Below are 15,752 nucleotides of genomic sequence, written 5' to 3' on the forward strand. Positions count from 1 at the left end.
CTTGTTATTCGTCGATTGCAGCACCTGTAAAAATGTCATCTTTAAAGATTTGTGCTCACTTATCTTTTATTTCGTCCGCTTTGCTAGTTGCTTCGCTAACTGGCTCGGCACTAGTGTAGCCACTTGCTCACGGGTTACTTTGTAAACTGTTAAGGTTTGCGTTTGCTTGAATATTCATAAATTTATTTGTTTTATGTGAAACGAAATTAATTTTATGAACATTAAAAGCAAGATTGTAGTATGTTAAACCTTGTCATTCTGATTTATTAATTTTTGGTATTCCTTCAAGTTGGATAAAATCACCAGTATCATAGTCAGACATTACAGCCGACTTATTCGGTATGCTAATGTGGTCGCCATTAAAATACGCAAAAGTTGTATTTTCTTCATAGTCCTTAAAAGCTAATTTAAATGAAAAGGCGTCGTGTTGCTCTCCATTCGGTAAGGTAATTTTTTGAGTTTTTGGCTTATTTGTTAAATACCCAGCTATTTCAAAGATAAGACCACGCGCATTATCGCACGATTTACCTAATTTCTCAACTCTTACGGTAATGTTTTGAGTTTTCTTATTAGCTTCGGTATATTCACGTATTGAATAAGTCCCGAAAATGCTAATAGTGTCCCCTACTTTGTAGTTATCAAACATATCGGCAAGCTCATTATTCACAAACATCGCAAGAACGAAGCTTTTTACCTCGCCATTGTAAAACGATAAAGCTTTTGCTGTTATTCGTCTACTCTTTCCGTATGTTCCTTCGTGTATAGGTGATATTTTGTCAATCACTACACTTCCCCGACATATAGCACGGTAGTTTTTGTATTTTGTTACTTGTGTTTCCATTTTATTACTCCTTTAGCCCCTTTTTTGTATTAGGTCAATTTTTGGGCTATTATCAAAATCTTCAATGATTGCGTAACTAGACGCAAATTTTAATAAAGCTCCCCCGCGTGCTCCGTTTCTGTTTTTCAAAATATCTATTCATATCGTCGGGGTTCCGTCTGGTAGTATTTGATTTTCCTTTAAAAATAAAACAGTGTCAGCATCTTGTTCAAGGTTACCCGAGTTTTTAAGTTGTGTAAGATCAGAACTCGCACCGTCAAATTTATCACGTGGGTTTTTAGATTTAACGGCTTCCCTTGATAACTGTGCTAATGCTATAACCGGAATACCAAAAGATAAGGCCGCTTCTTTCAGTTTCCTTGAAACATAAGAAACCTTTTCGTATAAAGGTGCTCGGTTCATATCTTTAGCGTTTAATATTTGTATGTGATCGACAAATATAGCCCTAACGTTAAAGTTTGCTTTTTTAATGTCTCGCATTATTTCGAATATATCTTCTACGGTTGTGCTTGCTCCGTCTCAAATTCATAGCGGAATTTTTGAAACCTTATTCATAACTTCTGGTATGTTGTCCATAATCTCAGTTTTAATGTTCTGTACATTGTTGAATAAAGAAAGCTCAACAATTCCATTTATTGAAATAAGCTTCTGCGTGATTTCTTCCGCTGTTTGTTCTAGCGAGATAAACAAGAAGCATTCCCGTTTATCTTGAAAGCTCGAAGCAATGTTATTTATCATATTTAAAATAAAAGTAGTTTTCCCCGTTCCGGGTCTCCCGGCGATAATAGTAAACTGCTTCGGGCGTAGTCCACTAAGTTGGTGGTCAATTGCTTGAAATTGTGTTGTTCTGATTGCGTTCTTGTTTATTTGTGGTTGTTCCGTTCACTCTTTAATAACACCCGCGGGTGTTTTAAAATAATCTTTCATTTGTTTTTTTCCTTTCCATAAAGGCCGCTAGATTAAAAGGAAGGGCGGGTATTTTTTTTCTTGGGGGGTGTGTTGGGGTAGCAACACAAACAAAGAAAAAAGCGCACTCACTCGGTGCGCTTGGGGGTATGTTATCAAATGTGCGGTATATATATATATATATATATATAAGTCAAGTAAAATGTAGGAGCATTTTAAACCTTTAAACATCTTTTTGGAATAGATTATTAAATGTTGAATTTTCTCAAAGGCAAAAACAAAACACGGAAAAGAATTCCATGTTTTTTAATTGGTTTAATTTAGTTTGAGTTTTCAGAGGTTGCTTGAACCTTTTGAATAATGAAATTATATTTTTCATTGTAGATAATTTCGAGCGATTCCCCTGATTTAAGTTCGTTAAGATCTTTTTGACACATTCTTTGAAAATCAATTAATGGTCACGAAAAGAACTTACCTTGTTTGATTTTTGTAATTTGTTCGATAGGGATTATTAATTTAACTTTTGGGAATAATTGAAATTCAAAACGTGTTTGATTTTCAACTGGCTCACTCAAAAAAATATTTGTTTTCAAAATCTTTTGGAAAGTATTAAAAATTTTAAAATCAGAATCCCCGTTAATATCTATTCATAAAGGTTGATTAATATAATCTGTTTCCTCTAAAAAGTGTTGAATATTAAAGTAAGGTCGTGATGCTCACTTACGAATCGAAAGTGTTCAAATCGAAGGATAATATCAAATTTTACCGTCAATATTGTTTAATCTTACTTTAATCGCTCTTTTAACACTCATTTTAAATTTTTGCTAAATATTTAGCTACTCCTTCATTGTCGTTTGTATCAATAATTATTTTGGCTACATTTTTAACTTCTTCTACAGCATTACCCATTGCAATCCCTGTAGAAGCGTTTTTGACCATATCATAATCGTTTAATGCGTCTCCAAAAGTATATATATTAGTAAAGTCTAAGTTTAAATAATTGATAGTTTCAACGATGGCTTTTCATTTATTAGAACCTTGAGGCATAATATCTACTACACTTTTTTGCGATTTAACAAAATATGCATTCGATACTTTTTCATGAATTTTATCTAATACTTTATTTAAAATTTCTTGATCTATTTTTTCAGCAAGGATTAAAAACTTAATAAATTTTTGGGTTTGCATTGCTTCCAAGAGATTACTCTCAGAATATTCTCATCTATAAATATTTTGTTTATCATGCACGAAAGGGTATATCATTTTACCAAATCATGCTGGATTATGAACATTGTGACCAAACATCATTGTGGTAGAATATGCTAGAAAATCTATTTCGTTTTCAAGCAATATTTTGCAAATTGTTGTTGCTTCTTCAGTAGTATAGTTATTTGCGTAAATAACCTTATTTGTGGTAGGATCGAAAATAGCAGCTCCGTTTGCATTGATAATTGGTGTTTTAACGTTTAAATCAGCAATGATTTTTTTATTCATATAATATGGTCTACCAGTTGCGATAAACACATAGTCACCTCTTTGGTGCAATTTATTAATTTCTGTGATTGTATTTGGTGTTAATTGTTTGCTACTAGTTAGTAGCGTTCCATCTAAATCAAAAATATATTTATTTTGCTTTTTGTCCATATGTTGCGTTTTTTCCATGCTTTCTTAAATAGTGTCTTTTAACTAAAGCTGGTTGCGCTGTTGAAGATTTGAAATTTGAAACCATAGAAGTTTTAATAGCCATTTCAGCTACTGTTTCTAAAGTTAATGCCATATTTACGGCATCCATAGGTGATTTGAATGATCAAACAAAAGGTCCGTGTTCTTTAACTAAAGTAGCAGGAGTTGCTTTAAAATCTATATTTCTATTTTTAAATGTTTCTAAAATAACAAGTCCTGTATTGTGTTCGTACTCACCATCAATTTCTTCTGGTGTTAAAGCTCTTGCGCAAGGTACTGGCCCATAAAAGTTATCAGCATGTGTTGTACCATAACAAGGAATGTCTTGTCCGCTTTGTGCAAATGCAACAGCGTTTACGCTATGTGTGTGTACAATTCCTTTCATATCAGGATTTGCTTTATAAAGTAAAGTATGTGTTGGGGCATCAACTGATGGATTGTATTTTGATTCATAAATATTGTTTTCTAAATCTGTAACAACCATATCATCTGCTGATAATAAATCATAAGCTACACCACTTGGTTTGATAACCATAAACTTACGATCTTTTGTAATACCTGAAACATTTCCTCATGTATGAATAACTAATTTATATTCAACAAGTTTTAAGTTAGCTTCATACACTTCTTCTTTTAATTTTTTTATCTCTTCTTTATATTCTGCAGGAATTATATTTTTGTTCATTTTTTATTTATCTCCGCCAATTTTATTTCATGACTCTTCATAAAATTCTTTTGCACTTTTAATATATTCAAGCGCTTCTTCTTTTGTTTCATCTGCTTTGTTAAGTGATCACATTTCAATCATAATAGGTTGATTAAGTTTGTGTTTTTTAAGTACACTTAACATAGCTTCAAAGTTTACCGTTCCTTCACCAAAAGGTATATCTCTAAATTTACCTGGAATAGTATCTTTAAAGTGGAACGCGACTAATTTGTCTTTAGCGACTAATAATTCATTTTCTAAATCTTCAAAATTTGTTCATTGGTATAAATTACCTAAGTCAGGATAAATTCCAATGTAAATATTATTTAGTTCATTAACCCATCTTAAAGCTCTTGAAATAGTTCCCATGAATCTTGTATCCATAATTTCAAAAGCAAGCATTACAGAATGTTTTTGAGCCAATTGTAAAGCTTTTTTCATACCTTCTTTAAAGTATTTTTCGGTTTCTTCATCATGTTGTTCATAATAAACATCATAACCAGCTAATTGAACTGTCCGAATACCTAATTTTTTAGCCAAGATAATTGCATTTTCCATTATCTTGATAGCTTTTTTTCTGGTTTTGGTATCTTTAGAACCGAATGGGTATTTTCTGTGACCTGATAAGGTCATTGAGTTAAACATAAAGTTGTGTTTGATAAGTAAAGTTTGCACTTCAGCAATTTCTTTATCTGTTCAATCTAATCTTCTTAATCTTTCTGGAGATTCATCAACCGAAAACTCCATAAAGTCATAACCAGCTTCTTTAGCAATAATTATCTTTTCTTCAATATTAAATTTATTGTTAATTGCCTTTTCGTAAATTCCCAATAAACGAGTTTTATTGTGTTTCATTATTATCCTCAGTATTTTTCAAATTCATCTTTAAATGCCTTAGCAGCAGCTTCTGGATTTTCAGCATCTCTTAAGCTACGCCCTGCAATAAAAATGTAAATAGGAATATCTTTAAAAAGTTTAATATCTTCTAAAGCAACACCACCTGTTACAGTGACTTTGAATCCCATTTCAGATAATTTTGCTACAGCATTAATATCTCTTTCACCTCATTTAACACCTGATGCTTGTGAATCACGGCTACGGTGTCATACTACTTGAGGTACTCCTGCTTTTGCTCATTGTTCTGCTTGTTCTCATGTGAAGTTTGAAGTCATTTCAATTTGAACTTCATTAGAATCTTTATATTCTTTTGCAACTTTCATCGTTTCAACAATAGTTGGTAATTCAGCTGCACAAATACATGTTGTAAAATCTGCACCGTTTTCAAAAAACATTTTTCCAAAAACTTTTCCAGCATCAGCAATTTTTCCGTCAGCAACAATAATTTTGTTTGGAAATGCTTCTTTTAAAGCTTTAATAGCTTTTTTACCTTCTGAAGCTATAAGAATTGTTCCAACTTCTATTACATCGATATATTTTTCAACCTTTTTAGCTGAAGCAATTGCATCTTCTATTGTTAAGTTATCTAAAGCTATTTGTAATAATGGTTTAGCCATATTTCTCCTTTAAATTAATCCATTAAGTATTTCGTGTAATCTACTGATTTAATTAAATCAATAATTTCTTCTTTTGTTGTGAAGCCTGCGATTTTATCGATGTTGCTTTCATCTTCAAAGACAGCTACTACTTGAGGAATAGCTACTTTAACATGTGTTTCACCATCTTTAGCTGCAAGGCACATTAAAATTTTTACAGAAACACCATTTTCGAATACTATAGGTTTTTTCAATGTAACAAGTGAAAATCCGTTTTTTAGAACAGATCCTTCTGTTGCACTAGCATGTGGCATAGCGAATTCTTTAGCTATTATGTAATAAGGTCCATATTTTTTTGTCGATTCTAAAATATCTTCATAATATTTAGATGTTATTACACCTGCTTTTTCAAGAGGTTCACAAGCAACCTTAATTGCGTCTTGCCATGTTTCAACTTCTTGATGCACTCTAATTGCATCGTTTGCCAATAGACTTTCTAATAAATTTAATTGATTCATATATTATGCAATTCCTTTACTTTTAGCATCATTTAATGCTGCTTTAATTTCATCTAAATTCATAATATTTTTCAATCCATATACTAAAGCTGTTGTGGTAACTTCAGAAACGAAATTTTGTGTACATAAAATAACATCATAGTTATTTGCAACACTTTTTCCTTGTCCAAGTCCAAGAGCTTCAACAGAACCATTGATTCCTAACTCTTTTAATGCTTGTGACACTTTCATTTTAATAATCATAGAAGTTCCCATTCCACTTCCACATAAGCATAAAACTTTCATAATTGCTCCTTTATTTTGTTTTCGCTATAAAAAACTATATTAAAAATGTAATTAATTAGTGAGCGTATTTTGTAATGTTTATTTTGAATAATTTTTGTAATTTTGTAGGTTCACTTTGTCTTCCTGAGTCTACCAATTGTGAGAACACCATAAGTGCTACTGCAGCTCCACCGAATAAAATTGCTCCTACAACTGGGTTTAAGCTTCCAATACCCATGATTGGTGCGAAGAATACGTTTCAGTCGAACATTCCTAAGTATCCTGTTCCGAATACGTGTTTAACATCTTGACCTGCAGCTGCAAATACAGCATTTTCATGTAATTTAAGCATACTTAAACCGATTGATGATAATAGAATTTCAAAGAATCCGAAGATTGCAGGAACGATTAAGGCAGCTTTGAATCCACCTGAAGCGTTTGCGAATACCCCGATTGATCCTGAGTTGAAGAATAATGTAATAAACAATGGAATTGTAATATCTAATTTAAATCCATTAGGGAATGGAACATATGAAAGTCCGATTAAAAGACCTGTAGCAATAAATTGTGCGATTGTTCCACTAACAAATCCGTATGTTACTGAGTTTGATGAGAATCCATATGTAGCAGCAACGTCAACTGCAACAACAGCTCCTGGTGCAACTTTTTCTGTAATACCTTGGAATGATTGTTGTAATTCACTTACGAACATTCTAACTCCTGTTTGGATAACAAGAATACTTCCAACTAATTTAAGTGCTCCTAAAAGAATGTTGAATGCGAAGAATACGTTTCCATCAACTGATCAGTTAGGTAATAAAGTTTTTGTTCATTTGAATGTTGATGCATCGAATACTGAACCCGCAGGGTTTTTAGCTGCAATAATTGTGATTAAAATTCCAAAAAGAACTAACATAATAAGTGATTGTGAGAAAATGTTATCTTCGAAAACTTTTAATCTTTTTGGAAGAACCATGTTTTCAGCTGATTGTTCTTTTTTACCGAAGAATCTTCCGATTTTGTAAGCTAATGAAAGTCCTAACATTTGTTGGTGACCAACACAGAATCCTGCACCTTGTGTAACAACGTCAGAACCTTTAATTGTAGCTGTTGATCCAACACCTCAGTAAAGTCCTAATAAAATTCCTGAAAGAATAATGATTCCAGCTTGTGCTCCGTAGGTTAATTCGTTACCTGTGAAGAAAAGAGCAACTGTTGTTCCAGCTACCATCATTGCTGATTGTTGGAACATAACGTGTCCTGTTAACATAATTGAGTGAACATTTGTTCAACGACGTAAAACAACTAATACTAAGTTGATTGCAAAACCAACAAGTAATGCATAAGAAATAAATGATGAAACATTTTGACCATTTAAGTCTTTTAAGAAGTTTTGTGCTGATGTTCATCCTGTGTAAGGGTCAAGTGAAGTAACACCTGCTCCTAATTTAGAAATTTGAACGAAAATTTCTTTTGACATTCCAACAAGAACACCAGATCCAATAGATAAGACTAAGATACCGATAGCAGATTTAATGAAACCTAAAATGGCATCTCTAAATCCACGACCTAAAACAAGGTATCCAATAAATACTATTGAACCAATTAAGAACGCATTAACACCTAAGAAGTTGTCAATGATAACTCTTTTTAAATAAAATACAACTCCAGCACCATTAAATCCTGTACCATCTTTTAATGTGAAGTGAGCAATTGCCATTGTAACAAGCATTCCGATAACAAATACTGCTAATACTCCAAATAAAATTGCAAGAGATTTAATAGTCTGTTTTGTCTTATCTGGCATTTTAGACATATTTTCCTCTTTCGTAAAAATTGAAATTACTCAATTTTACAGTTTTAAAATAATTTAAATTAAATTTTTATTAAACTAATCTTAAGTCTTTTTTAAGTTGTTTTAACTCTTCTGAAACTTTTGATTCATCGTAAACTCTTGGTTCGTCGAATGCTAAAATTTCTCTAGGGTTATTTACAAGCATATCTTCGATAGCTTCTTCTGAAACTCCTAATTGTTTCATTAATGGAATGAATCTGTCAAATAAGTATGCTAATCCAAAAGTTTCTTTTCCTTTTGTAATTCCATAATTTCTTTGGTATAAAATTCTTCCAGCGTCTAAGCTTAATGTAATGTGTTTTTGAAGACCTTTATCAACTAAGTATTTAATATTTTCTGCTAATGTTGAATCAGGGTAATATTTAACACGGTCTGGTCCATCAAAACATAATGTAACACCTGTTTCTTTAATTACTTTTTCGTAGTAATATTTGTCAGGGTTTTTGTTTAAGTGTGAAATTTGAATTTTTCTTGGATTTGCTCCAAAGTCAATTAAGTGTTTAGCTACTTCAAGAGCCATTGTTCCTAATTGTGTATGAACTAAAATTGGACATCCTGTTTGAATTGATGTACGAGCAGCAACTTCAAGTGCTTTAAGTTCTAATCTATCGATTGCAGCATATCCTGTTCCGGCTTTAATAATTCCGGCTTTAGCTTTTGAACGTTTAACAACTGGTCCGTTGTAGTTGTATTCATCCATTCCTTCTTCGATTTCAGCAACACACATTTTTACAATGTCTTCTGTTGGAACAACTGCCAATCATGAAGATCATTTGTCATAGAATTTAGCTTTGTGGAATCCTGTTGACATAATGATGTTTGCTTTTCCTTCGAATGCTTTAGCAATTTCTAATGTACGGTGAACATCTCTCCCTACATTAGGTGGATCCATAGTAACAACTGTTCTTCCTCCACGTTCTACGAATTCTTTTAATTCTTTTTTAGAAGCTTCAACATCTAACATTAAAAAGTCGATGTGTTCTTCAACTTCTGGACCACCATTTTTAATAAAGTGGTCGTGACAATCTGTGACACCCAAGTCTTTTGCTGGAATATCACCAAGAACTGTTCTTACGAATTTTTCCATATAAATACTCTCCTTAAAATTTATATTTTTTGTGGCCTTACCACACTCTAATTAGATAACTTTATTCGAGATAATAAAACAAAATTTTGAAAATTTTTTTCATTTATGTATTTTAATTTCACTTTTAGACTAAAAGGCCTATATTTTAGGCCTAAAAATAGAAAAAAGTATTTAAGCAACTAAAAGGGTAAATATGGAAAAATTACCATTTTTTCCATTTTTAGTTCATTTGATTGTAAAAGTCATATAATCATATTTATGAAGAGAGAAAAAAACGAATTAACAAGACCACTTATAAAATCAATTTCAGGTTTGTCAAAAAACGATTATAAAATCATTGAATTTATTAATAAATATGAATTTTTAACTTTCGAATATAAAATTGAAGAATTTGCAGAAAAATTAGGAATATCAACATCAAGTATTTCACGTTTTACAAAAAAATACGGTTTTAAAAGTTATTCTGATTTCAAAGTAAATTTAAATTTAGTAATTCAAAAATTTAACAATAATTATGAAATAAATAACGATGAATCATTTTCTTCAATCATAGCATCGCACCGTTATGTAATCGACAACCTTTACAATAAAGCTCTTATTGATAAAGTTAGTGAAGCAGCTAATATAATCAACAAATGTAAAAAAGTATTAATTCAAGGAAGTGGAAGTAGTAAAAGAATTAGCGAAAATCTTTATGCTAATATGATTAAAATCGGAAAAACACCTGTTAGCCATCCTGATTTTCATGTTTTCTTCCCTTCACTCGCAAACGCAGGAGCAGGAGATGTTTTGATCTTGTTCTCTGATAATTTAAATACACCCGAACAATTATTTTCGATTAAAAAAGCTTATGAAAATAAATTAAAAATTATTGTTATCACATCAAATGATGGAAGATATATTTCTGAAAAATTTGATGTAGTTATTCAATATAACAAAATAAATCCAAGTTATATTGATGTACCATTATCTTCAAAACTTTCACAATTATTAATTACGGATTTATTGTTTGAAGCAATCTTGCTAAATAACGAAAATTTAAGATTAAATCTCAAAAATTCTAAAAAGATAATCAAAGAATGAGTTAATAAAAAAAAGTAAGTTAGTTATTGTCGGTCAAATACTTGAGTTTTCAAGTTGAGCCTATTTTTTTAGGCTCATTTTTTTATACATATATCAAAGATATATGACCTAAAGAAAAAAATGTTTTTCACTTACATTACACACATAAAATGATATAACAGGAGCATGAGTTACAGTTTATGCAAGAAAAAACAAAATGGAAAATATTATTTAGTTTTAGCTATTTCTAAAGGTTTTAAAAAAGGTTATGAAAATCAGATTGGTCTAGGATACTGAGAAGATATCAAAGAAAAGTATAGATTATCTTCAATTGAAGATATGAAAGAAATAGCAAAAAAGTAGATACATCTTTAGATAAAGCTGTTGCAAAAGAAGAATTTTTTAAATTATTAGGGTGTGTCAAAAATTTGGTGGTCAGCTTGAAAAAGCTGACTTTTTTGTTGCTTTTTTAAGGCATAAAAGTAAATATAAAGGATTTTTTGAAACGAGTAAAAATTGAAAAAAATGAATATTTAAAAATGAGTTCAATTGAATTATTAAACGTATAAAACCACAAAGTAGAAACTATGTTCCAGAATATAAAAAGAAATACATGGACATTGATGGCAAAACAGTGGGTAAATTAAATTGAGAGAAAATTAAGAAAAAAGAATCTAAAGATGGTTTTTACATTATTGAAACCAATATTCTAGATTTAACACCAGAAAAAGCTAATAAAATTTATAGAAAACAATGAAAAGTAGAAGAAAATTTCAGAACATTAAAATCTTCTTTACAAGTTAGACCTGTTTTTATTGATAATGAACAGCATATACTTGCACATCTTTTATTGTGTTTCATTCCTCTTGTTGTTTTAAAATACTGTCTTTATAAATTAAAGAAATATTATGAAATCAATGGAGAAATACAAAAAGTGACGTTAGATTTATTTGTGGATTCATTAAGAATGATGACTATAACAAAAAAAGAAGTAAATGGAAAAATGGCAAAAGAAATAATTAATGATTTGGATGAAAACCACAAAGAAAATATAAAAATTTATAAAGATTTTATCGCATGTATGAGTCAATTCTATGTATGTAATTTTAAATGTAAAAAAACGAATACACCTTATTTATAGATGTATTCGTTTTTTATGGTGTCTCAACTTGGAAACTCAGGAATCACTGTTTTTTTCAGTTGCAAATTGATCCTTAATTTCTTTTAGCTGAGCAATGATGAATTTGTTAAATTCTTTTTCATTATCTAAAAGAAGCTAGATTCTAGAAATAGCACTTAAAAGTTCTTCTCTTTCGTTCAAACAAGCTTGCTTATCTGTTTTGCTAAGACCATAAAATCTTAATTCAGCAATAGCTGTTGCTTGGTTTTTAGTGAAAGCAAAATTTTGAATAAGGGCTTCAATAACACCAGCTTTTGAACCTTCAATATTTCTATTTTTTTCAATAACTTTGTTTTTATTCATAAAATAACTCCATATTTTTTACATTTTAAATTTTACCAAGATATAAAGAATACTCCTAAAATATCCTGAGTTCCCACTTTTGCTAGAATTTGTATTATAGTTTTTTTAAAATAATCGTATAAAATTTAATTACTTTAGTATATTAAATAAGGAGTAGGAATGACTAAAAACAAAAAAATATGAATTTCTTTAGGAGCAATTACTGCTATTGCAGGAATTAGTACAATTGGAACTTTAACCTATTTACTTGTTAATAATAAAAATAAAATTGATAATACAAAACAAAATGAAAACTTAGTCAATGCAAATCAATTGATTGAAAAAATTAAAACTAAATCAACAGCAAATAAAGATTTAAGCGATAGCCGCATTAAAGCTTTAAATCAAAGTCTTTTGAATTGATTAAATAGTGAAAAAAAGATTTTAAATAATACTAAAAATATTAGTGATCTAGATTTAAAAGAATTAATTACTAAAATTGAAACCCATTTTTCAACTTATGAAGAGCAATATAATTCATTAATTAATTTAAAGGACAAAATTTTAGCAGTAACTGATTTAGTCAACCAATATTCAATTCCTGAAGAAATTGAAGATAAAGATTTAATTGTTGCAAATTCTTTAGCCGATTTAAATAACGCTAATGAAGAAGCCAAAGAAAAATATAATTCACAAGATTTATCGGGGCTTAAAGATGTACTAGTAAATTTAGATCATGTTTATCAAGAGCAATTAAAAATTTTAAATAATAATAAACAAAAAATTCAAGCCGAGAAAACTAATTTAAACCAAATCATTGCTGAAGTTCAACAAATAATCAATTCAAATCCAGATACTACAAACAATAGAGAAGCTAATGAAAAATTAGCTAAATTGAAAAAAATTTTATCTGTTGCACAAAAAAATTATGCTAATAATTATGTAAGTTTAAGCACTTTACAATCAACTAAAAACAATTTAAATACAGTAAAAGCTGAATTTGAAACATCAATACGAAATAATAATTAGTTGTAAAAACAAATATACCTATAAACGAGGTGTATTTGTTTTTTGTAATCTCAATATTTGAAAAAAGTGGAATATATTTTTTATTTTAATTTAGATTAAATTTCATAGATAATGAATAGTTAAATTTTTAAGTGTGTCATTTTCCGGTTTTTATTGATTTTATGAATAAAAAGGCAAATATTTATATAAAATAAATATATGAGATTGAAAAATAAAAAAATATTAACTATTTTATTAGTTAGCCCAAGTTTATTGATACCTTTTAGTGCGATAAGCACAACCACATCAGCTAATTCTGACGCACCAAAATTAGAACTTTTTAAAACTAAAAGTGCAGAAGAAATTGCAAAAATGAAAATTTTTGATGCAAGAGATTACAATTTAGTTACTAATGTTAAAAATCAAGGACATGAAGGTCTTTGTTGAGCATATACAATTGCTTCAATTTTAGAAACTAGTATTTTAAAAAATAATATAGGCAATTACACTAAAAATTCTTTAGATATTGATGAACATGCAATTGATTACATAAGTAATAGTTGAAATCACAATGCAGATAAGTTAAATTTAAATCCCGATGCTAAAGAATGAAAAGGAATTTTAGGTGAAGGAAATTATTTATCTCACGCATTTAATGGTTTAATGAGAAATACATCCCCAATTGCTCAAACTAAACAAACTGAGTTTCCTAATTTTGATAATCCTACAATTGCCAAAATTAAAAACGCTATAAAAGTTAATCCTACTGTTAATGATATTAAATTAGCGATTGCCAAATATGGTTCTGTGGGAGTTGCTTATGCTTTTAACGAAATGAATTTCGGTCCTAAAACCATTTGATACAATGAACCAAATTCAATTATTGTAACTAAATCGCCTGAAGAAAGACGTATCAAAAATCATGCTTCAGTTATTGTAGGTTGAGACGATGCTTATTATAAATCTAATTTTGGACCTGAAACACCGAAACAAACAGGCGGCTTTATTATTAAAAATAGTTGAGGAACTAGAATGCATGGTCAGGGCTACTTTATGCTTTCATACGATTCATTAGATTTGCTTCATGAAGTAATGGCAGTGGAAGTAGAAGATAATAATGCATATCAAAATACTTACTATTATGATACAAAAAATTCATTTTCTTTATTTGAACTCCCTGGTACTAATGAAAGAACAATGGCAAATATTTTTCCTGTTAAAAAAGCAAATGACGAAATTATAGAAAAATTAAAGTCAATTAATTTTGCACTTAGAGGCTCAAATATTACTGCTAAAATCAAAATTTATGTTAAAAATTCTTCAATGTCTAATCCTGAAGACGGCGAACTGAAATTAACTCAAGAAGTGCAAATTCCAAATTCTGGTGATAAAGGATTTTATACAATTGATTTAAAAGAAGAAATTATTTTAAACCAAGGTCAATATTTTTCAATCATAGTTGACGTCACTAATAAAGGTGAAAAAAACGTCGATTTGGTGGCGAGTGATGAAATTAGAGAAATTTCGAGTTTTTATAAACATAATAATCAATGAGTAAATAGCAAAAAAAATTTTGTTGTATTCGGAATTAAAGCTCATACTCTTGAAGTACCAATTAATGAATTAAATAAAGGCACAACGGCTGATGAAGAAAATAAAGAATTAGAAGAAAGTTCTGAAACTAATACAAATAATAATCCTAGTGAATCAGATACGGAAAATAATCCCCTTAGAAGTGATGACGGTGAAAGTGAATCAGAAAGCTCTGAAGGTGAAGCAGAAACAGATACAGTAACTAATATTGAAGAGCCATCAGATAGTGAGATTTCAAGAGAAGAAGAAAAAAGTTCTCCAAAAACTCATGAATCTGGAACAGATTCAAGTTCAGAAGAAAATAATCCGATTTCAAAAGAATCCGATGCATCTAATGTTGAAGACAATAGTTCGCCAGTAGCTGAAGATACTACTAAAAATAAAGATATAACTGATGAAAGTTCATCAAAAGATGAAACTAATTCAAGCCCTAAAACAGAAACAGATTTAGTATCTCAAGATAATAATGAACATACAACAGAAGATTCTACAACTGAAAGTAAAGATGCAATAAATGAAAATCCAACAAGCGATCACAACGATTCAAGCACTGAAGCCGAAACGGATCAAATTAATGATTCTTCAACATCTGAATCACAACCAAATAATCCAGTCGAAACAGGAGATCAAACGAATTCAAATCCAACAACTGATGAAAGTTCAGTTACAGAAAACAATAATTCTAATAATGAAAAAGAATTAGAAGATATTTCAACAGATTCTGAAAAACCTAAAACGAAAAAAACAAATGTTATTTTATGAAGTATTTTAGGCGCTTTAGCAGGAATTGTAACTTTTGGTATAGCAACTTTCTTTATTGTTAAATTAATGAAAAAAAGAGTTAAAAATAATTTATAAACTAGGAAACAAAATATGGTTATGTCTATATTTTGTTTCTTTTTAATCAATTGTAGTGCATAGCACATCTACTGTGTCATATATTGTATAGCAAAAAACAATTAATATCCCTGCGTTTCCCACTTGCTAGTATAAAATTGAAAAATCAAGCATAACAAAACCATTTTTATGATAAAAATATGTTGAATTGGGTTAAAAAATTGCTTATTTAACATGTTTTTTACAAAGAAAAAATAAAATTTGGGTATAAAAGTTGGGTGTGTCAAAAATTTGGTGGTTAGGTTGAAAAAGCTGACTTTTTTGTTGCTTTTTTAAGGCATAAAAGTAAATAGAAAGGATTTTTGAAACAAGTAAAAATAGCCTTAAGCGGGAAACGTGGCAAAATAAATAAAAATATGGAACAAAAATTCCATATT

The 15,752-nt window shown here is 29.7% G+C and carries 16 protein-coding genes and 1 pseudogene; 5 read left to right on the plus strand and 12 right to left on the minus strand.

Annotated features, from left to right (window positions below; all coding sequences use genetic code 4):
• Nucleotides 1-4: 4 nt before the first annotated feature.
• From EXC46_RS02255 to EXC46_RS02305, 11 genes are all read right to left on the minus strand, one after another.
• Nucleotides 5-841, minus strand: a complete 837-nt coding sequence (locus tag EXC46_RS02255) for a hypothetical protein (RefSeq protein WP_027333388.1) — start codon at nucleotides 839-841, stop codon at nucleotides 5-7.
• 12 nt (nucleotides 842-853) lie between these two features.
• A complete protein-coding gene (locus EXC46_RS02260; protein ID WP_027333389.1) occupies nucleotides 854-1,768 on the minus strand; it encodes a DnaB-like helicase C-terminal domain-containing protein in 915 nt (304 codons plus the stop codon).
• A gap of 299 nt (nucleotides 1,769-2,067) precedes the next feature.
• Entirely contained in the window at nucleotides 2,068-2,559 is a 492-nt protein-coding gene (locus EXC46_RS02265) for a hypothetical protein (RefSeq protein ID WP_027333391.1), read from the minus strand.
• Between the two features lies 1 nt (nucleotide 2,560).
• Complete coding sequence (locus EXC46_RS02270; protein ID WP_027333392.1) at nucleotides 2,561-3,391, minus strand: Cof-type HAD-IIB family hydrolase; 831 nt, start codon at nucleotides 3,389-3,391, stop codon at nucleotides 2,561-2,563.
• The gene (gene araD / locus EXC46_RS02275; protein ID WP_027333393.1) at nucleotides 3,372-4,115 is read right to left on the minus strand and encodes an L-ribulose-5-phosphate 4-epimerase AraD; all 744 of its coding nucleotides are present in this window, start codon (nucleotides 4,113-4,115) and stop codon (nucleotides 3,372-3,374) included. Before araD ends, EXC46_RS02270 begins: the two co-directional genes overlap by 20 nt.
• 3 nt (nucleotides 4,116-4,118) lie before the next feature.
• Nucleotides 4,119-4,991: an L-ribulose-5-phosphate 3-epimerase gene (locus tag EXC46_RS02280; protein ID WP_027333394.1), complete on the minus strand. Its 873-nt coding sequence runs from the start codon at nucleotides 4,989-4,991 to the stop codon at nucleotides 4,119-4,121.
• A gap of 2 nt (nucleotides 4,992-4,993) precedes the next feature.
• Nucleotides 4,994-5,650: a 3-keto-L-gulonate-6-phosphate decarboxylase UlaD gene (locus EXC46_RS02285; RefSeq protein ID WP_027333395.1), complete on the minus strand. Its 657-nt coding sequence runs from the start codon at nucleotides 5,648-5,650 to the stop codon at nucleotides 4,994-4,996.
• A 14-nt stretch (nucleotides 5,651-5,664) separates the two neighbouring features.
• Nucleotides 5,665-6,147: a PTS sugar transporter subunit IIA gene (locus EXC46_RS02290; protein ID WP_044888835.1), complete on the minus strand. Its 483-nt coding sequence runs from the start codon at nucleotides 6,145-6,147 to the stop codon at nucleotides 5,665-5,667.
• Nucleotides 6,148-6,150: 3 nt separating this feature from the next.
• Complete coding sequence (locus tag EXC46_RS02295; protein WP_027333397.1) at nucleotides 6,151-6,432, minus strand: PTS sugar transporter subunit IIB; 282 nt, start codon at nucleotides 6,430-6,432, stop codon at nucleotides 6,151-6,153.
• A gap of 55 nt (nucleotides 6,433-6,487) precedes the next feature.
• Nucleotides 6,488-8,227, minus strand: a complete 1,740-nt coding sequence (locus tag EXC46_RS02300; RefSeq protein ID WP_027333398.1) for a PTS ascorbate transporter subunit IIC — start codon at nucleotides 8,225-8,227, stop codon at nucleotides 6,488-6,490.
• A gap of 70 nt (nucleotides 8,228-8,297) precedes the next feature.
• A complete protein-coding gene (locus EXC46_RS02305) occupies nucleotides 8,298-9,353 on the minus strand; it encodes a phospho-furanose lactonase (RefSeq protein ID WP_027333399.1) in 1,056 nt (351 codons plus the stop codon).
• 258 nt (nucleotides 9,354-9,611) lie between these two features.
• On the opposite strand from EXC46_RS02305, the gene EXC46_RS02310 reads away from it, so the two are divergent.
• The 3 genes from EXC46_RS02310 (at nucleotide 9,612) to EXC46_RS02315 (ending at nucleotide 11,556) form a co-directional block, all read left to right on the plus strand.
• Nucleotides 9,612-10,454: a MurR/RpiR family transcriptional regulator gene (locus EXC46_RS02310; protein WP_044888836.1), complete on the plus strand. Its 843-nt coding sequence runs from the start codon at nucleotides 9,612-9,614 to the stop codon at nucleotides 10,452-10,454.
• A gap of 147 nt (nucleotides 10,455-10,601) precedes the next feature.
• Complete coding sequence (locus EXC46_RS03745) at nucleotides 10,602-10,778, plus strand: hypothetical protein (RefSeq protein WP_156932086.1); 177 nt, start codon at nucleotides 10,602-10,604, stop codon at nucleotides 10,776-10,778.
• Nucleotides 10,779-10,830: 52 nt separating this feature from the next.
• The gene (locus tag EXC46_RS02315) at nucleotides 10,831-11,556 is read left to right on the plus strand and encodes an IS1634 family transposase (protein WP_027333401.1); all 726 of its coding nucleotides are present in this window, start codon (nucleotides 10,831-10,833) and stop codon (nucleotides 11,554-11,556) included.
• Nucleotides 11,557-11,691: 135 nt separating this feature from the next.
• On the opposite strand, the gene EXC46_RS02320 is transcribed toward EXC46_RS02315, so the two are convergent.
• A complete protein-coding gene (locus tag EXC46_RS02320) occupies nucleotides 11,692-11,898 on the minus strand; it encodes a hypothetical protein (protein ID WP_027333402.1) in 207 nt (68 codons plus the stop codon).
• Nucleotides 11,899-12,057: 159 nt separating this feature from the next.
• Here EXC46_RS02320 and EXC46_RS02325 point away from each other — a divergent pair, with 159 nt between their 5' ends.
• Nucleotides 12,058-12,906, plus strand: a complete 849-nt coding sequence (locus EXC46_RS02325) for a hypothetical protein (protein WP_027333403.1) — start codon at nucleotides 12,058-12,060, stop codon at nucleotides 12,904-12,906.
• A gap of 198 nt (nucleotides 12,907-13,104) precedes the next feature.
• A pseudogene (locus EXC46_RS02330) lies at nucleotides 13,105-14,590 on the plus strand (C1 family peptidase); the annotation flags it as partial.
• Nucleotides 14,591-15,752 lie beyond the last annotated feature (1,162 nt).

The organism is Mycoplasmopsis glycophila (assembly GCF_900660605.1).
GTDB classification, from domain to species: domain Bacteria; phylum Bacillota_I; class Bacilli_A; order Mycoplasmatales; family Metamycoplasmataceae; genus Mycoplasmopsis; species Mycoplasmopsis glycophila.